We start from the raw sequence: 16,625 nt of genomic DNA, 5'->3' as shown, positions 1-16,625 counted from the left end.
TCAGCGGCGTACGCGCCCCTGCCCCTCGTTGTCCCAGTAGCCGAAGATCCGCCGCGCGATAAGCTTGTACAGCCGCTTGCCGGTGGCCCGCCACAACCGGGAGTGCGGTGCCGGGCGGGACAGGATCGCCTGCTGGCGAACGGAGAGGCGATCGGGCGCGTAGGTGCGCTTGTGCTTGAGCAGGTGGCGCAGGTCTTCCCGCGCCAGCAGGCGGAACAGGCGACCGCGGCGGCCGCGGGTCCAGGCGATCTGGAAATCCACCAGGCCCGGCGTGCCGTCCTCGCGCAGTAGCCAGTTCGGCTCCTTGGCCAGGTCGTTGTGGACGATGCCGCGACGGTGCAGCACGCTGAGCAGGCGCAGGGCCTGGCGGTAATACGCCGGGTCCCGTGGCTGTCCTTGCTGCATCGGCTGGCCGGCCATGTAGCTGCGCTCCAGCACCCGGCCGTTCCAGGCCAGCAGGCGCGGCACGCCGTCGATGCCTTCCAGCCGTGCCAGCGCGCGCGCCTCGCGCGCGGCCGCCCGGCGTGCAAAGCTCCGTGCCCACCAGCGTGCGGAGGCGATGTCGCGGCGGATCACCACCACGCCATCGCGCTCCACGCGCTCGATGCGGCCGAGCTCGTCGGCCTTGAGCAGGGTCACGTTTTCGGTTGTCGCGTCGGGCACGCAGGTCCTTCGATTCGTTGACGCGCTCTGCGCCGGGCGCCAGCTACGCTAGGATGATGATTCTCGCAGGGAGAGGACACCCCATGTTGTCGCGACACATCCTGTCGCTGGTTCTCGCCGTCGGCATGCTGGGCGCATGCCACGACGACGCGAATCCGTCGACCGGCGGGGAGACGCCTCGTTCCGCAAAGGCCACCGCCGCCAAGGATACCGAATCCGGTGAGGAAGGCCTCTATACGGTGGAAGTGAAGCTGCCCGCGCTGCCGATCGAGGCCGCCCCGTTGCGTGCCATTCTGGAGCGCTACGTGGACCGGCAGCGGCGTGCCTTCCTGGAAAGCCTGGATGCGCCGGGCGCGCGTGAGCAGGCCCGCGAATTGCCGTGGGACCTCAACCTGGACATCGCCGTGGCATCGCACACGGATCGCTTCATCAACGTGCAGGTGGACGGCTCCGCCTTCACCGGCGGCGCGCACCCCGCGCCGATCGTCGACAGCTTCACCTACGACCTGCGCAAGCAGCGCGTCGTCGGCATCGTCGAGCTGTTCGCCGATGCGCACGCGGCCGAGGGCGCCTTCGCCACCGAGGCACGTCGCCAGCTGCTGACCGCGCTGGACGACCAGGACGATCCGCTGTCCTCGGACAGCCGGCAGATCGATGAAGGCACCACGCCGGGCAAGGACCACTACCGCGTGTTCGGGCTGCTCACCGGCCCGGACGACAAGGTGCATGGCCTGACCTTCATCTTCCCGCCCTACCAGGTAGCGCCCTACGCCGCAGGCCCGCAGGCCGTGGACGTGCCCAGCGAGGCGTTCCGCGCCTTTCTCAAACCCGAGTACCGCGAGGCCTTCCACTGATGGACCTCTTTCTCTACCTGCTGGCCGCGGCCCTGATCGTCGGCGGCATCGCCGGGGCCATCCTGCCGATGCTGCCCGGCATCCCGATGATCTTCGGCGGCATCTGGCTCGCGGCCGCCGTGGACGAATACCGGCACCTGGGCTGGGGCTGGCTGCTGGCCATCGGCATTGTCGGTGCGGTCGGCATCGCGCTGGACTTCATCTCGGCCTCGCTGGGGGCAAAGAAGATCGGCGCCAGCCCGCGCGCCCTGTGGGGCGCGGGGATCGGCACCACCATCGGCATGTTCTTCGGCCTGCCCGGCCTGCTGCTCGGGCCGTTCCTGGGTGCGGTGGCGGGCGAGCTGTGGTCGGGCAAGAGCGTGCTGCGCTCCGCGCACGTCGGCGTCAGCACGTGGTTCGGCATGCTGCTGGGCATCGTCGCCAAGGCGGTGCTGTCCTTCCTCATGCTCGGCATGGCCGCGCTGGCACTGCTCTTCAGCTAGCCACGCCGATCGGCACATTGGCCTGCGACACCCGCAGCGGCTAGTCTCGGGCGACTCACAGGGGAATCCACGCATGTTCAGACCACTCGCCCTCGCGGCGGCCATCACGTTCGCCGTCGGCACGCTGCACGCGGAAACGGCACCGCCGGCCTGGATCGCGCGCAGCAATGCCGACGCCCAGCCGCTGCTGGACGTCACCGCGCGCTTCAGTCCGGAATCCGCCACCGACATCGGCATCAAGGGTTACGACGAGAAGATCGTCGACCTGGGCCCGGACGTGGACAAGCGCCAGCGCGCCGCCCTGGTGGAGGTAGCCCGCAAGGTGGCTGACCGGCTGGCCGAGGAAAAGGACCCGAACGTCCGGCAGGACCTGCAGATCCTGGCCAAGCAGGTCGCGGGCAGCATCAAGGGCATCGACCTCGACGACCAGTACCTCATTCCCTGGTACGACGCCGGGCAGATCGTCTTCAGCGGCGAGTTCTCGCTGCTGAACGAGGAAAGCACGCCCGCACAGAACAAGGCCGCGCTGGGCCGCCTGAAGTGCTATGTCGGCATGACCCCCGGCTGCACGCCGCTGGTCGACCAGGCCCGCGCGCGCACCACCGAGCGGCTGGGCAACGAGGCCCTGCTGGGCCCCGTCAAGGCCGACGTCGAACAGAAGCTGGGCAACACGCAGCGCTATGTCGACGGCATCCGCAAACTGTTCGCCGAGAAGAAGATCCCCGGCAGCGACGAGGCCATGAACCGGCTCGATACCCAGCTGAAGGCATACAACGCCTGGGTGAAAGCCACGGTGCTGCCGCGCTCGCGCACGGACTTCCGCCTGCCCGAGCCGCTGTATGCGTACAACCTGGAGCAGGTGGGCCTGGATATCGCCCCGCGCGACCTGATCGGCCGGGCGCAGCTGGAGTTCATGGAAACCACCTATGCGCTGCAGATGCTGGCCCCCGTGGTCGCGAAGGCCGAAGGCCTGCCGAACGGCGATTACCGCGCCGTGCTCAAGGCGCTGAAGAAGAAGCAGCTGCCCAAGGACAAGGTGGAATCGACCTACCACACGGTGCTGGGCAAGATCGAGGACACCATCCGCACGCAGCGCATCGTGGAACTGCCGAAGCGGCAGATGGCCATGCGCCTGGCGTCGGAGGCAGAGAGCGCGCGCACGCCCGCACCGCACATGGACCCGCCGCCTTTCATCGACAACACCGGACAGCGCGGCACGTTCGTGCTGACCTCCGGCAACCCGCCGGCCAACGGCGATGCCAGCCAGGCGTACGACGACTTCACCTTCGAGGCCGCCGCCTGGACGCTCACGGCGCACGAAGGACGCCCGGGCCACGAGTTGCAGTTTGCCGCGATGGTGGAACAGGGCGTGTCGCTGACCCGCAGCCTGTTCGCCTTCAACAGCGTGAACGTGGAAGGCTGGGCGCTGTATTCGGAAGCGGAGATGATGCCTTACGAGCCGCCGGCGGGGCAGTTCATCGCCTTGCAGTTCCGCCTGCTGCGCGCGGCGCGCGCCTTCCTCGACCCCATGCTCAACCTCGGGCTGGTATCGCGCGAACGCGCCCACGACATCCTCGTGAACGACGTCGGCTTGTCCGAGCCGATGGCGCGGCAGGAACTGGATCGCTACACGCTGAATTCGCCCGGCCAGGCCACCGCGTATTTCTACGGCTATACGCGCATCCTGCAATTGCGTGCGGAAACGCAGACCCGGCTGGGCGCTGCCTTCGATCGCAAGGCGTTCAACGATTTCCTGATCGCCCAGGGCCTGTTGCCACCCGACCTGCTGGCCGAGGCCGTACGCACCCGGTTCATGCCCGGAACGGCAACGAAAGCCAACGCCTCGCCCTGACACGGGCCATCGCCCGGCCTGCTACGGCCCGCCGCGCACCTCAGTGCGTGGCGGGCCCCTGTGGGATGAGGTAAAACAGGACGGCGAAGAAGTGGCACACGCTGCCGGCCAGCACGAAGACGTGCCAGATCGCGTGGTGGTAAGGCAGCTTGCGCGCGATGTAGAACGGCACGCCGCCGGTGTAGGCCAGGCCGCCGGCCAGGAGCAGCAACAGCCCACCCGTGGGCACGCTCTCGCGGAGTGGCTGGACAGCGACGGCCGCCACCCAGCCCATCCCCACGTACATGATCACGGCCGCCTTGCGGTAGCGCTTGAGCATGCCCAGTTCGGCCAAGCTGCCGAGGATCGCCAGCGTCCAGATGGTGGAGAACAGGCCCCAGCGCCAGGCGCCATGCAGCGCCAGCAGCGTAAAGGGCGTATAGGTGCCGGCGATCAGCAGGAAGATGGCGATGTGATCGCACGTACGCAGGACCCGCTTCGCGGCCGCGCCTGGGATGGAGTGATACAGGGTGGACGCCGCATACAGCAGGATCAGCGTGGCGCCGAACACCGAACTGGCCACCACGGTACGCGTGTCGCCGTACATGACCGAAAACGCCACGAGCACGGCGAGACCGGCAATGCTCAGCACCAGACCGATGCCGTGAATCACGCTGCTGGCGACTTCTTCTCCGAGGGGATAGCGCGGCTGGGCGCTGTCGAAAGACATGGGCTTTTCCGGAATAAGTCGAACGCCGAAGATAACCGATTCGGTCCGTTATCGAGAAAAGGTCGCATTGCCGCAGGTTTTTGCCCGGATTGACCAGAGCGGCCCTGCCGTTGTTCCATGGGGCATGACCCTCGAACTGCTCGTGCACATCGCCCGCCTCCCGCCCCAGGGTGCCGGCCTGCGCGCCGCCGTCGCCCTGGCCGTCCGCCTGGGCTCACGTCTGGATGCCCTGCACGTGGTCGACCTGCCGGCCGCCGCGTTCACCGTGCCCGAGGCCGTGCCCATGCAACTGGATGCCGTGCGCCAGCGCGCCGCCGACGCCCGGGCCGTGGTCAGCGAGTGGACCGACCTGATGCTGACGGCCGGCTTGCAGGGCAACTGGCGGGTCGGCAACGGCGACACCGTCACGGTGCTGACCCACGCCGCCGCCGGTTACGACCTGCTGGTGATGGAGCGCTCGTCCACCCTGCGTGGCGACGCCCCCGTCGGTTTTGGCGTGGTGTCGCGTACGGTGTTCGGCTCCAGCCGCGGCGTGCTGGTAGTGCCCGAGGCAGCCCCCGTAAGGACGCTGGGCGAGCACGTGCTGGTGGCCTGGAGCGGCAGCCGGGAATCGGCACTGGCCGTCCGCTCGTCGCTGCCGCTGCTGCGCAAGGCCACGCGCGTCACCGTCATCGACGGCAGCCGCGACGAGGATCCGGGCACCTGCGCCCTGCCGCATACCGACATCCGCACCTGGCTGGACACGCACGGCGTACAGGCCGAGGTGCGCCCGCTCGGCGACGGAGCGGCTTCCGCGCCGGGCCCCGCCCTGCTCGATACCGCCCATGCGGAAAACGCCGACCTCATCGTGATGGGCGCCTGGGGTCGTTCGCGCCTCTCGGAAATGGTGCTGGGCGGCACCACCCGCTACCTGTTCATGCAATCGGACGTACCGATGCTGGTAGCTCACTGAGGGCGACGCGCTGACGCGTCAGCACTGACCGATTTGGCCGTCCAGACGGCCCTCTTGCAACTTTTCCCAAAGCCTGCCTAACCTGCAACCGGACCCGAACACGATCCCCGCCGGCCATGCCCGGCCGTCTTCCCGACCGCGCTTCACCTTCCCCCACGTTGCAGGAGGTGGCTCATGTCGTTCGCCCGTCCGTCCGTCCTCGCCGGAGTGCATCCGGATACCGTCCGCATCGTCGCGATGAGCGCGGCGATCGCCCTCAACGCCGCCGCACTCGTCGCCGTCATGCGTCCCATGGTGGCCAACCTGGTCTCGGCCCCCGTGGCCCAGGAACCGATCCGACTGATCGAACACATGGCCGAACCCAAACCCGTTCCCGCGCCACCGCCCGTCGCCCTCAAGCCGCTCCCGGTCAAACCGCCCCGCACCGTCACCACCGTGACCCGGCCCATTACCTCGCCACCCGTGCAGACGGCGGTGCCCACCGACGAGGGCAGCGCACCGATGGTGCCCGCGGTACCGACCGTGGCGCCGACCGCCACCGCCGACGTCCCCAGCGCACCGGTGGAGGCCACGCTGGCCTATGTCTCGGCGCCCGCGCCGGCCTACCCGCGCATGGCCATCGGCGGCCGCATGCAGGGCACGGTCACCCTGCGCGTACTGGTGGACGAAGCCGGAAAACCGCTGGACGTGGTGATCGAAAGCAGCAGCGGCCACAGCGTGCTGGACAAGGCGGCACGCGACCAGGTGCTGGCAAAGTGGCGGTTCCAGCCTGCCCAGCGCGACGGCCACACCGTGCAGGCGTGGGCGCGCATCCCCATCACGTTCGACCTGAAGAACCTCTAAGACAAGCGTGCCGCGCAGGCGCCCTCAACGGGGCGCCTGCATCACCACCACGTCGGGCTGGCGGCGGGTAGCCCGCGCAATTGCCCAGACGATCAGGGCCAGCACGGCCACGGGCAACAGCACCGGCAGCAGCGCCAGGGCGACCACGGGCGCCACCAGCAGCATGGCGATACCGCCGATCACCGCGCCAAGCAGGCTGGCAAACACGCTGAACACGCCGCCGATGACGCCGAAAACCAGCTTCAGCACGGCGCCGACCAACGCAAAGACCAGCCAGAAGCCGGCGAACAGGATAACGAGCGAGGTGAGGACGATCATGGCAATGCACTCCGTGACAGGCCGGCCGGTGGGCGGGTTCGCAGCCTAGGATGCTGTTGGGTGGGGGAAGGTTTAAAGGCGTTGGATGACTTTTTTGGGAGGGCTCGCCTTTGGCATCGCGTTGGGGCTTGGCGCCTTGGGGCGTTCGAGCAAGAGCCGGCGGGTAGCCCCCTCGGGGCCACGCCTGCGGCGACCCGTCAATGAAGGGCCGCGTCCGCGGCCGTATATCTATTTGCCCTACGGGCCCGGGTCGGGCTTCGCACGGGGATTTTCGATTCGCCATCCATGGCTCAGCGAAAATGGCCGGCCGTCCTGGCCGGCCCCGCTACGCGGCCTTGTCCGTTCGAAGCCCTCGCCTGCGGCTACCGGCCCCGAGGGGGCTACCCGCCGGCTCTTCCTCAAGCTGAGGTGGGGTGTTGGGCGAGCAGCGAGTGTGGGTGAGCAAGCAGCGTTCGGGGTTACTGCGTCAGCGCTTTGTTGGCTTTTCGCGCACATCGTGCGCTCCTACCCCAGGGGTAGGGCAGGTCGTGGCATGCCCAACGCATGGTCTGCCGGTGGGGTAGGAGCGCACGCACGTGCGCGAACCCTCGACACACCTAAGGCGACCGATGCCATGCAAAGCAGGCAAGCCAGCGTTCCCAGCCACGAAGCGAAACCCAGCTCTTAGCTTTTCCCACACCCAACCTCAGTCGTCGAAAGAGCCGGCGGGTGCCACCCTCGGGGCCGGTAGCCGCAGGCGAGGGCTTCGAACGGAAAAAGCCCGAAGGGGGCCGGCCAGGACGGCCGGCCGTTTCCGCTGAGACAGGATGTCGAATCGGAAACCTCCGTTCGAAGCCCGACCCGCCCCGTAGGGGAATTAGATATACGGTCGCGGAGCGGCCCTTCATTGACGGGTCGCCGCAGGCGTGGCCCCGAGGGTGGCACCCGCCGGCTCTTGCTCCAAGACCCAAGCTCAAGAGTTACGACGGTTTAACGGCCTCCGTGGTCCACTTTCCTCCAGTGAATTCCCGAGATGGCCCAGCCCATGGGTAAGCGTTTTTCCATCGTCAGGACGTTGCGCGATATCGCCTTCGACCTGTCGGACGTGGAGCACCCGGATCTCGCCTCGATGGGGCGAGATCTCGGCCGTGCGCTCCATGCCCACAGCCAGGAATTGGCCCAGGCCCTGGGGCCGTTGCGTGAGCGTCGCCGTGGCTTCGAGCGCTGGATACTCGCCGAGCGGTCGAAGCGACCGGTCAGCGTGCTGGTCATGGCCTGGCCGCCGGGTTATGTCACGCCGGTGCACGACCATGGCGGGCTGTGGGGGCTCGAAGCCACCATCTCGGGCGCGCTGGAAGTGGAATCGTTCGACCGTCCCCACGGCGACGAGCACGCCCTACGCAGCACCGGGCGCACGTGGCTTGGTCCCGGGGACGCCACATGGTTCGACGCCACCGAGACGCACGCCCACCGCTGCCGCAATTTGTCGCGGCACGACACGGCGCTCACGCTTCACGTGTACGGTGGCGATCTGGCACAGTATCTCGCGTACGAGCAACCAGGTCCCTCGGGACACTGGATCGCACGACCGAGGCAATCGATTATCGCGGGACGCCTGACGGCCTGACGGTCTACGGCCCTCCACCCCAGCCATCGGGCGAAGGACCAACAGCATGTTTCATAAAGTCGCCATCATCGGCGGTGGCGCGGCAGCGGCGACGCTGGTGAGTGAGTTGCTGGAGCGGCGTACGCCCCGGCCCTTGCACCTGGACTGGTACGCCGGCGCGCCGGCGGCCGGCCGTGGCATCGCCTATGGCACGCCCTCGGAACGCCACCTGTTGAACGTACGTGCCGCCTCCATGGGCATGTTCGTCAGCAAGCCGGGCGGTTTCCTCGAGTACGCCCAGGCGCTGGACCCCTCGGTCAAGGGTTCCGACTTCCTGCCACGGCGCCTCTACGGCGATTTCCTCCAGTCGCGCGTGGAGCAGGCGGTGAAACACGCCGCCTCGCTGGGCCACGATATCAACGTGCATCCGTTCGACGCCGATGCGCTGGTGCCTACGGCCGACGGCGTGACCATCGGCTACGGCGACGAGGAATCCCATGCCGACGCCGCGGTGCTGGCCATCGGTTCGTTGCCGCCGCGCCCCCTGGCGGGCGTCGAGGACGCCGCCATCGCCAGCGGCCGCTACGTCACCGATCCCTGGCCGTTCCTGGCCAGCGTGCAGCACGACGATCGCCCCCTGCGCGTGCTCGTCATCGGGCTTGGCCTCACCGCCGTCGACGTCCTGCTCGAACTGTCGGCGCATTGGCCCAACGCCCACTTCACCGCCCTGTCCCGCCACGGCAAGCTGCCCGAGCCGCACCTGGCCGCCGCCTCCGCACCCACGGACGACGGCTCGGAACTGGTCGAGGCGATGCAGGACGATCCGAACGTGCGCGTGTGGCTGCGTCGGTTGCGCGAGGCCACGGCCAACGCGAAGGACTGGCGCACCGTGATCGACGGCATGCGCCCGCATACCCAGGGCCTGTGGCGCGACCTGCCACGCGCCGAACGGTCGCGTTTCCTGCGTCACGCACGTTGGGCGTGGGAGCGGGCGCGTCATCGCATGCCGCCGCAGGTGGCCGCCGCCGCGACACGACTGGAAGCCGAAGGCCGCTTCGAGCGTGGGCGTGGCCGCATGCGCGCGGTACGCCTGTCGCCGGAAGGCACGCTGGATGTGGTGCGCGCGCTGCCCGGGGGCGCGGAAAGTACGGCGTCGTACGACCTCGTCGTCCAGACCGTCGGCCTCAACACCGATACCCAGCGCACCGAACATCGCCTCGTGCGCCAACTGGTGGTCGACGGCCTGGTCCAGCCCGATCCCCTGGGCCTGGGCCTGCGCGCCGTGCCCGACGGCCACCTGCTGGACGGCAACGGCAAGGCCCGGCCCAACCTGTTCGCCATGGGCAGCATGCTGCGTGGCGCCCTGTGGGAATCCACGGCCATTCCGGAAATCCGCAAGCAGGCGCAGAACGTCGCCAACATGCTGCTGGGCTGACACGTCGAAAACGTGGACACTGCCGGCGTATGATCACGACGCTCATCGCCATCGCCGCGCTTTCCCTGCACGCCGCCGGCGTGCTGGCCGCCATGCACGCGGTCATGCATGCCCGCACGGCCCAGGGCGCCTTCGCCTGGGCCCTGGGCCTGGTCTTCCTGCCCTACCTGTCACTGGTGCCTTACCTGTTCCTGGGCGCCAGCCACTTCGGCGGCTACGTCGACCTGCACCGGCAGCGCCAGGCGCGGTTCTTCATGCTCCACGAGGAGGTGGCCCACCCGGGTCACACCGGGCTGCTGACACCGCCCGCCCCCGTCCATGATCCGCGTTACGACGCCATCGGGCGGATGATCAACAGCGCCATGCACGGCGGTCACGCGCTGGCCCTGCACATCGACGGGGAGGCCGCCTTCACCGCGATGTTCGCCGCCATCGCCCGCGCCGAGCGCTACGTGCTGGTGCAGTTCTTCATCATCCACGACGACGTGCTCGGCCGACGCCTGCGCGATGCCCTGCTGGAACGCGCCGCCGCCGGTGTGCGTGTATGCCTGCTCTACGACGGCATCGGCAGCCACGCCCTGCCGGACAGCTACGTGGAAACCCTGCACAAGGGCGGCGTCGAAGCACGCCGCTTCGCCACCCGGCGCTGGCGCAACCGCTTCCAGCTCAACTTCCGCAACCATCGCAAGGTGCTGGTGGTGGATGGCGAGCGCGGCTTCGTCGGTGGTCTCAACGCCGGCGACGAATACCTCGGCGCCTCGCCACCGCTGTCACCGTGGCGCGATACTCACATGCAGATCGAGGGGCCGGCCGTGGCCGACCTGCAGCGGGTGTTCGCCGAGGACTGGTACTGGGTGACCGGCGAGCGGCCACCGTCGTCGCCCCCGCCCGAGCGCTGCGGACGCGCCGCCACCCTCATCGTGGCCACCGGGCCGGCCGACCGGCAGGAAAGCTGCTCGCTGTTCTTCACCCAGGTGATCCACGCGGCGAAGCGGCGCATCTGGATCACCACGCCTTACTTCGTGCCGGACCCGGCCGTGTTCGCGGCATTGCGCCTGGCCGTGTTCCGCGGGGTGGACGTACGCATCCTGATTCCCTGCCGACCCGACCACCGCACCGTGTTCATGGCCAGCACGCTCTATGCGCACGAGGCCACGGTGGCCGGCATCCGCATGTTCCGCTACCAGCCGGGCTTCGTGCATCAGAAGGTGATGCTGATCGACGAGGACACCGCCGTGGTCGGCAGCATGAACCTGGACAACCGCAGCTTCCGGCTGAACTTCGAGATCGCCGCGCTGAACGTCGATGAGACCTTCGCCGCCGAGGTGGAAGCGATGCTGGAAACGGACTTCGCCAACGCGGACGAAGTGAACGTCAACGACTACCGGCGGCTGTCGTACCTGCGGCGTGTGGCCCTGCATGTGGCGCGCCTGTTCGATCCGGTACTCTGACGCCTCGCGCCACCTCGCCGACCAGGGACTCATCATGCTTCGTACCCTCGCCTTCCTCACCGCCATGACCGCCGTCGGTGCCTCTGCCGCCCCCGCGCAGTTCGTCGAACGCAGCGTCGACGTGGCCGGCCGGACCTACCGCTATCAGGTGTTCGTCCCCGCGGACATCACGCCGCATCCCGCCGTGGTGCTGTTCCTGCATGGCAGCGGCGAGCGTGGCAACGACAACCTCAAGCCGTTGTCGCAGGGCCTGCCGCCCTGGTTGAAGCAGCACACCGATTTCCCCGCCGTGGTGGTGATCCCTCAGGCGCCGGACAACACGGAGTGGACGGACAAGGCCGATGCCGACATGGCCATGGCCGCGCTGGAAAAAAGCGTCATGGAGTTCCATGGCGATCGCAAGCGCCTCTACCTCACCGGCCTGTCCATGGGTGGTTATGGCTCGTGGCAGCTCGCGGCGGATCATCCGGGCACGTTCGCCGCGGCGGCGATCATCTGCGGCGGCGTCACCCAACTGGGCGACGACGAAGACCGCCAGCTGTTCGTGCAGGGGGTGCCGGCCGGCAGCGACCCCTTCGCCTGGGTGGCGCAGAAAGTCGGTGCGTTACCGGTGTGGATCTTCCACGGTGGCGACGACAACGTCGTGCCCACCGAGCAGTCGCGGAAGATGCATGCGGCGCTGGTGGCCCGCAAGGCCGAGGTGAAGTACTCCGAGTTTCCGGGCGTGAACCACGGCTCGTGGCAGAAAGCCTATGCGACACCGACGCTGTGGGACTGGATGTTCGCCCACCACCGCTGAGCGTCAGGGCGTGGGGGTGCGCATGCCTTGCAGCAGTTGCCTGAAGCCGCCGGAGAACACGGCCCAGCCCAGGCACACCCCTACCAGCGACCCCACGCATTCGAAGAACACGCGCAGGCCGATGGCGTCCGGATCGTGCACCGCCGCCAGCTTCAGGCGCAGCAGCGTCATCGACTGCAGCGGGGCGAAGTTGAAGTAGAAAAGGTCCCAGAGGTCCTGGCCGCCGGCGAGCACCAGCGTGAGCGCGAAGGCCACGCTGATGTCCTTGCCGTGGCTCCAGCCGTTGGCCTTGCCGAACGCCCGCACCACCGCATAGAGCACCAGTCCCACCAGCAGCGCGATGCCGCCCGTCTCGAGCGCACCGACAATGCCGAAGCCGGTCCAGCTGCGATCGTAGGGCATGGGGGAACCTCGTCGGGAATCAGGGGGGCATTATGCCCGGGTGGCAGCCGCTTTCCCGCGGGCATCCGTGTCGCGACCGAAACGCAGGTACAGCGACACCGACAACAGGGCCGCCGCCAGCGCGGCGAAACCGGCGAGGAGGAAGATGGCCGGGTAGTCGTAAAGCCCCGCCACCCAGCCGCCAACCGGCCCGGTCAGGCCCAGCGCCACGTCCAGGAACACCGAATACGCACCCAGCGCCGCTCCGCGGTTGTGGGTGCTGACGCGGTTCACCGCCTCCACGCCCAGCGCGGGGAAGACCAGCGCGAAGCCTGCCCCGGTCAGGGCCGCGCCGGCCATCGTGGCATTCGGCGTGCTGCCCAGCCACAGCGCCACCAGGCCGCAGGCCTCGATCGCCAGCGAGACGATGGCCACGCGATAGCCGCCGAAGCGGTCGATGACGTTGCCGAACACGAGACGGATACCGATGAAGCAGCCGCCGAAGATGGACAGCGACAGCGCCGCGTCCGTCCACCCGCGACTGGCGTAATACAGCGCGACGAAGGTGGACAACGAACCGAAACCGATCGAGCCCAGGGCCAGGCCCACGCCGTAGGGCATGACACGCGACAGCACGCTCTTGAACGGCAGTCGCTCGCCGTGGCTGGGCGCGATGCGCGCCTTCGCCAGCGCGAGCGGCACGGCGATCAACCCCAGCACGAAGGTAAGGATGCCCAAGGCGATGAAGCCGTGGTCGCGGGCGAGCGTCACACCCAGCGGCGCACCCAGCGCGATGCCGCCGTAGGTGGCGATGCCGTTCCAGGAAATCACCCGCGCGGTATGTTCGCCACCGATGCCGCCGATGCCCCAGGTGATCGACCCGGTGCTGACCCAGCTCTCGGCAAAACCCAGGCCCAGCCGGCTGAGCAGGATCAGCACCAGCGACAGCGCCGGGATGGTCGGCACCAGCGCGGCCAGCGCGAGGAACAGGCCCGAGAGCGCCAGCACGACCAGCCCGGTGAGCACCGCGCGTTTCGGTCCCATCGCGTCGGCCATGCGCCCGGCATAGGGCCGGCTCATCAGCGTGGCGAGGTACTGCGCGCTGACCGCGAGGCCGGCCAGGATGGTCGAGTAACCGAGGTCGAGGTGCGCGAAGCCCGGCAACACGGCCAGCGGGATACCGATGCAGAGATAGACGACGAACGTGAACACGACGGCGGAAAGAATGCGCGCCGTGATCACGAAACGCCGCCCGCGCTGGGGGACGAGAGGAGGTAGGGACATGGTGCAGCGATTATAGCGCGGGGGTGTTGCGGTGCATCATGAAGAATAATTCGTCAAAGCCCCACCGGCTGCCCCGTCTGCAACGACTCGCGCAACGCGATGGCAATACGCGTCGCTTCCACCGCGTCGTCCATCGTCAGGTCGAACGGCGTGTCGTCGAGCACGGCGTCGACGAAATGCCGGGCCTGGGTGACGAAGGCCGGGGCGAAACGCTCGTAGAACGACGGCAGCACCGTGTTGCGCACACCGTGGGCATCGGCGATCTCCACGCGGTCCGTGCGCGGGTTGCGACCGATGCTGACGCGACCGGCGGTACCGGTGACGTCGGTATGCGTGTCGTGGCCATGGGCCTGCGTGCGCGACGCGTAGAACATCGCCATGCGACCGCCCTCGAACTCCACGATGGCGACGCCGTTGTCCACGTCGCCCATGGCTTCCAGGGGCGGATACATCGCCACGGTGCCCGTCGAGTACACCTTGGTCGCCTTCGGCCGGCCGAGCAGCCAGCGAGCCAGGTCGATGTCGTGCACGCTGCAGTCGAGGAAGATGCCGCCGCTGGTGGGCGCGAACTTCAGGAACGCACCGCTCGGGTCGGCCAGGTCCGTCGTCTGCGAATACACCAGGAACGGACGGCCGATGCCACCCGCCTCGATATGCCGGAACGCGTTCCGGTAGCTGTCGTCGAAACGACGTACGAAACCCACCATCGCCCGTTTGCCGGCCACCGCCGCATGCGCGGCGGCGCGACGACAGTCGTCCAGTTCCAGCGACAACGGCTTCTCGCAGAACACGTGCTTGCCTGCGTCCAGCGCCTGCGCGATCTGCGCGGCATGCAGCGACGTGGGCGTAACCAGGAACACGGCATCCAGCGACGGATCGGCCAGCATGTCCTCGTAAGAGGTATGGATGGTGGCAACATCCAGCGTGTCGCGGGCCCAGGCACGCTCCGCCTCCACCGGACTGCACACGGCGGCCAGTTCCGCGCGTGGAACGGCGCGCGCAAGATTCTCGGCATAGCGCTGGCCGAGCCGGCCGAGGCCGGCAAGACCGATACGAAGCGTGGCCATGGTCAGATACTCACCTCGATCGCCTTGCCCTCGCGCCAGGAACGCGCGGCGGCCTCGGCCAGTTCCAGTGCCTTGATGCCGTCGGCGATGGTGGTGCGTACCGGCGTGCCGCCCGCCAGCGCGTCGAAGAAGTGGGCGATCTCCGCCGCATACGCCTCGCGGTAACGCTCGAGGAAGAAATGCTCCGGCAGGTCGTGCGCGATGCTGGACCCGGTATGCGCGACGACCTGGGTCGGCGCCACGTTGCCGGCCTGCAACATGCCCTTGCTGCCCAGCACCTCGAAACGCTGGTCGTAGCCGTACGCGGCACGGCGCGAGGTGTTGATCTGGCAGAGCCGGCCGCTACGGGTACGGATGGTGACCGCCGTGGTGTCGATGTCACCGGCCTCCTGGATGGCCGGATCGGTAAGGCAGCTGCCGGTGGCATGCACGCTGACCGCTTCGTCGGAAAGAATCCAGCGGAAGATGTCGAAATCGTGGATCAGCATGTCCTTGAAGATGCCGCCGGAACTCTTGATGTAGGCGACCGGCGGGGCACCGGGATCGCGACTGGTCACCACCAGCAGTTCCGGCGTGCCGATCTCGCCGTCGTCCAGCCGCTTCTTCAGCGACGAGAACGTGGGATCGAAGCGGCGCTGGAAGGCGATCATGCAGGTAACGCCCGCCTTTTCCACCGCGGCCTGGCACGAGCGCGCGCGCTCCACGTCCAGGTCCACCGGCTTCTCGCAGAAGATCGCCTTGCCCGCCGCCGCCGCGCGATGGATCAGGTCGGCATGCGTGTCGGTGCTGGAGCCGATGACCACGGCGCCGACGGCCGGATCGTTCAGGGCTTCGTCCACACTGGCGACCTTCGCGCCGTGCTTGCCCGCCAGTTCCTCGGCCGAGGGCGCGTGCACGTCCACCACGTAACGCAGGCGGGCTTCGGGGTGGCGGGCGACGTTGCCCGCGTGGATCTTGCCGATGCGCCCGGCACCGAAAACGGCTACTTCAATCATCGTATTCTCCTCGGGGAAGTGTTTCTTCGACGGTCAGTTCGAGCTTGTAGGCCAGCGCGACGAACAGCGCCTGGCACAGGCACATGGTGCTGGTGAGTCCGCGGAAGGCGAACGCGCTGCCCTCCTTCACCTTGAGTAACACATCCGAATGCCGCGCCAGCGGGCCCAGGTCGCTCTCGGTGATACCGAGCACGCCGGCCTTGTGCTGCTGCGCCACGCGCATGGCGTAAAGCGTTTCCTTGCCGAACGGCGGGAAGCTGATGGCGATCAGCGCGTCGCCCTTGCCGATGCTGCGCAGCTGTTCGCGGAACATGCCACCCAGTCCGCTGACCAGGTGCACCCGCTTGGGCGTGTGCTGCAACGCGTAGGCGATATAGGTGGCGATGGCGAACGAACGGCGCACGCCGATCACGTAGATGTTCTCGGCGGCGGCCAGCATGTCCACCGCTTTCTGGAAGCGTACCTCATCGATCTCGGCGGCCAACTCGTCCAGGCCGGCCCGGCTGGCGTCGATGAAACGCGAGGCGATCTCCACCGCGGGCAGGCTACCCTTGCCGCCCTTGATGACGCTGCGGATGCGCTGCTGGTAGCTGCGCTGTGGCGTCGCCTGCGCCGTGAAGGCGTTGCGGAACACCGCCTGCATCTCGGTGAAGCCGGAATAGCCGAAGCGCTGGGCGAAACGGACCACGGCCGACGCGTGCACGCCGCAGCCCTCGGCAATCTCACCGACACGCTGGACCATGATGGAACCACGATGTTCCTCAAGGTACCGGGCCACGCCCTGCAACTGCCGCGGCAAGGCCTCGAATTCCTCCGCGATGCGCTGCATGAGGGCATCGGCTTCGTCGCGTTTGGCCATGGGGCACTCCAGGGGGGACCGGCGGCATTCAACCACGGTATGGAACATATTTTCCATTTATTTTTTTTGCTGCAATGCAAATTGCAACCGTGGAAC

17 protein-coding genes are annotated in these 16,625 nt (G+C 68.0%); 9 read left to right on the top strand and 8 right to left on the bottom strand.

Annotated features, from left to right (window positions below):
- Entirely contained in the window at positions 1 to 663 is a 663-nt protein-coding gene (locus tag FA89_RS07765; RefSeq protein WP_036139805.1) for an RIO1 family regulatory kinase/ATPase domain-containing protein, read from the bottom strand.
- A gap of 83 nt (positions 664 to 746) precedes the next feature.
- Between FA89_RS07765 and FA89_RS07760 the strand changes: the two genes are divergently transcribed.
- The 3 genes from FA89_RS07760 to FA89_RS07750 all read left to right on the top strand — a co-directional run bounded on the left by FA89_RS07760 (position 747) and on the right by FA89_RS07750 (position 3,851).
- Complete coding sequence (locus FA89_RS07760) at positions 747 to 1,517, top strand: DUF3298 and DUF4163 domain-containing protein (RefSeq protein WP_036139803.1); 771 nt, start codon at positions 747 to 749, stop codon at positions 1,515 to 1,517.
- On the top strand, positions 1,517 to 1,999 hold the full coding sequence (locus tag FA89_RS07755; protein WP_036139801.1) for a DUF456 domain-containing protein: 483 nt from the start codon (positions 1,517 to 1,519) through the stop codon (positions 1,997 to 1,999). The genes FA89_RS07760 and FA89_RS07755 overlap by 1 nt, the downstream gene beginning before the upstream one ends.
- A gap of 73 nt (positions 2,000 to 2,072) precedes the next feature.
- On the top strand, positions 2,073 to 3,851 hold the full coding sequence (locus FA89_RS07750; RefSeq protein ID WP_036139799.1) for a DUF885 domain-containing protein: 1,779 nt from the start codon (positions 2,073 to 2,075) through the stop codon (positions 3,849 to 3,851).
- Between the two features lie 40 nt (positions 3,852 to 3,891).
- Here FA89_RS07750 and trhA read toward each other — a convergent pair whose 3' ends face one another.
- The gene (gene trhA, locus FA89_RS07745) at positions 3,892 to 4,560 is read right to left on the bottom strand and encodes a PAQR family membrane homeostasis protein TrhA (RefSeq protein ID WP_036139795.1); all 669 of its coding nucleotides are present in this window, start codon (positions 4,558 to 4,560) and stop codon (positions 3,892 to 3,894) included.
- A 124-nt stretch (positions 4,561 to 4,684) separates the two neighbouring features.
- On the opposite strand from trhA, the gene FA89_RS19150 reads away from it, so the two are divergent.
- Both FA89_RS19150 and FA89_RS07735 read left to right on the top strand, forming a co-directional pair.
- A complete protein-coding gene (locus FA89_RS19150; RefSeq protein WP_051938613.1) occupies positions 4,685 to 5,512 on the top strand; it encodes a universal stress protein in 828 nt (275 codons plus the stop codon).
- Positions 5,513 to 5,686: 174 nt separating this feature from the next.
- The gene (locus tag FA89_RS07735) at positions 5,687 to 6,355 is read left to right on the top strand and encodes an energy transducer TonB (RefSeq protein WP_036139793.1); all 669 of its coding nucleotides are present in this window, start codon (positions 5,687 to 5,689) and stop codon (positions 6,353 to 6,355) included.
- A gap of 24 nt (positions 6,356 to 6,379) precedes the next feature.
- Here FA89_RS07735 and FA89_RS07730 read toward each other — a convergent pair whose 3' ends face one another.
- Positions 6,380 to 6,673, bottom strand: a complete 294-nt coding sequence (locus FA89_RS07730) for a hypothetical protein (RefSeq protein ID WP_036139790.1) — start codon at positions 6,671 to 6,673, stop codon at positions 6,380 to 6,382.
- Between the two features lie 1,024 nt (positions 6,674 to 7,697).
- Here FA89_RS07730 and FA89_RS07725 point away from each other — a divergent pair.
- Genes FA89_RS07725 through FA89_RS07710 form a run of 4 tightly spaced genes read left to right on the top strand, consistent with a single transcriptional unit; the run spans position 7,698 to position 11,943 of the window.
- Entirely contained in the window at positions 7,698 to 8,279 is a 582-nt protein-coding gene (locus tag FA89_RS07725; protein WP_036143887.1) for a cysteine dioxygenase, read from the top strand.
- A 46-nt stretch (positions 8,280 to 8,325) separates the two neighbouring features.
- Entirely contained in the window at positions 8,326 to 9,693 is a 1,368-nt protein-coding gene (locus FA89_RS07720) for an FAD/NAD(P)-binding protein (protein ID WP_036139788.1), read from the top strand.
- 29 nt (positions 9,694 to 9,722) lie between these two features.
- Positions 9,723 to 11,144 (top strand): cardiolipin synthase, encoded by a 1,422-nt coding sequence (gene cls, locus FA89_RS07715; protein ID WP_036139785.1) that lies wholly within the window; start codon positions 9,723 to 9,725, stop codon positions 11,142 to 11,144.
- Positions 11,145 to 11,178: 34 nt separating this feature from the next.
- A complete protein-coding gene (locus FA89_RS07710; protein ID WP_051938612.1) occupies positions 11,179 to 11,943 on the top strand; it encodes a prolyl oligopeptidase family serine peptidase in 765 nt (254 codons plus the stop codon).
- Positions 11,944 to 11,946: 3 nt separating this feature from the next.
- On the opposite strand, the gene FA89_RS07705 is transcribed toward FA89_RS07710, so the two are convergent.
- From FA89_RS07705 to FA89_RS07685, 5 genes are read right to left on the bottom strand one after another with little or no spacing between them, the layout of a single operon-like run.
- Positions 11,947 to 12,345, bottom strand: a complete 399-nt coding sequence (locus tag FA89_RS07705; protein WP_036139783.1) for a hypothetical protein — start codon at positions 12,343 to 12,345, stop codon at positions 11,947 to 11,949.
- A 30-nt stretch (positions 12,346 to 12,375) separates the two neighbouring features.
- Positions 12,376 to 13,608: an MFS transporter gene (locus FA89_RS07700; RefSeq protein WP_036139781.1), complete on the bottom strand. Its 1,233-nt coding sequence runs from the start codon at positions 13,606 to 13,608 to the stop codon at positions 12,376 to 12,378.
- A 53-nt stretch (positions 13,609 to 13,661) separates the two neighbouring features.
- Positions 13,662 to 14,675, bottom strand: coding sequence for a Gfo/Idh/MocA family oxidoreductase (locus FA89_RS07695; protein ID WP_036139778.1), 1,014 nt, complete (start codon positions 14,673 to 14,675; stop codon positions 13,662 to 13,664).
- A 2-nt stretch (positions 14,676 to 14,677) separates the two neighbouring features.
- Complete coding sequence (gene iolG, locus FA89_RS07690; RefSeq protein ID WP_036139777.1) at positions 14,678 to 15,670, bottom strand: inositol 2-dehydrogenase; 993 nt, start codon at positions 15,668 to 15,670, stop codon at positions 14,678 to 14,680.
- Complete coding sequence (locus tag FA89_RS07685) at positions 15,663 to 16,529, bottom strand: MurR/RpiR family transcriptional regulator (RefSeq protein ID WP_036139776.1); 867 nt, start codon at positions 16,527 to 16,529, stop codon at positions 15,663 to 15,665. Before FA89_RS07685 ends, iolG begins: the two co-directional genes overlap by 8 nt.
- Between the last annotated feature and the right edge of the window lie 96 nt (positions 16,530 to 16,625).

Source organism: Luteibacter sp. 9135, from assembly GCF_000745005.1.
Lineage (GTDB): Bacteria > Pseudomonadota > Gammaproteobacteria > Xanthomonadales > Rhodanobacteraceae > Luteibacter.
This window is presented reverse-complemented; position numbering and strand designations above follow the sequence as displayed.

Excerpts from the sequence above, each read along its gene's own strand:
- FA89_RS07725 (WP_036143887.1), top strand. The coding sequence starts at position 7,698 with ATGGGTAAGCGTTTTTCCATCGTCAGGACGTTGCGCGATATCGCCTTC.
- FA89_RS07705 (WP_036139783.1), bottom strand. The coding sequence starts at position 12,345 with ATGCCCTACGATCGCAGCTGGACCGGCTTCGGCATTGTCGGTGCGCTC.
- iolG (WP_036139777.1), bottom strand. The coding sequence starts at position 15,670 with ATGATTGAAGTAGCCGTTTTCGGTGCCGGGCGCATCGGCAAGATCCAC.
- FA89_RS07730 (WP_036139790.1), bottom strand. The coding sequence starts at position 6,673 with ATGATCGTCCTCACCTCGCTCGTTATCCTGTTCGCCGGCTTCTGGCTG.
- FA89_RS07755 (WP_036139801.1), top strand. The coding sequence starts at position 1,517 with ATGGACCTCTTTCTCTACCTGCTGGCCGCGGCCCTGATCGTCGGCGGC.
- cls (WP_036139785.1), top strand. The coding sequence starts at position 9,723 with ATGATCACGACGCTCATCGCCATCGCCGCGCTTTCCCTGCACGCCGCC.
- FA89_RS07760 (WP_036139803.1), top strand. The coding sequence starts at position 747 with ATGTTGTCGCGACACATCCTGTCGCTGGTTCTCGCCGTCGGCATGCTG.
- FA89_RS07750 (WP_036139799.1), top strand. The coding sequence starts at position 2,073 with ATGTTCAGACCACTCGCCCTCGCGGCGGCCATCACGTTCGCCGTCGGC.
- FA89_RS07720 (WP_036139788.1), top strand. The coding sequence starts at position 8,326 with ATGTTTCATAAAGTCGCCATCATCGGCGGTGGCGCGGCAGCGGCGACG.
- FA89_RS07695 (WP_036139778.1), bottom strand. The coding sequence starts at position 14,675 with ATGGCCACGCTTCGTATCGGTCTTGCCGGCCTCGGCCGGCTCGGCCAG.
- FA89_RS07700 (WP_036139781.1), bottom strand. The coding sequence starts at position 13,608 with ATGTCCCTACCTCCTCTCGTCCCCCAGCGCGGGCGGCGTTTCGTGATC.
- FA89_RS07735 (WP_036139793.1), top strand. The coding sequence starts at position 5,687 with ATGTCGTTCGCCCGTCCGTCCGTCCTCGCCGGAGTGCATCCGGATACC.
- FA89_RS07710 (WP_051938612.1), top strand. The coding sequence starts at position 11,179 with ATGCTTCGTACCCTCGCCTTCCTCACCGCCATGACCGCCGTCGGTGCC.
- FA89_RS19150 (WP_051938613.1), top strand. The coding sequence starts at position 4,685 with ATGACCCTCGAACTGCTCGTGCACATCGCCCGCCTCCCGCCCCAGGGT.
- FA89_RS07685 (WP_036139776.1), bottom strand. The coding sequence starts at position 16,529 with ATGGCCAAACGCGACGAAGCCGATGCCCTCATGCAGCGCATCGCGGAG.
- trhA (WP_036139795.1), bottom strand. The coding sequence starts at position 4,560 with ATGTCTTTCGACAGCGCCCAGCCGCGCTATCCCCTCGGAGAAGAAGTC.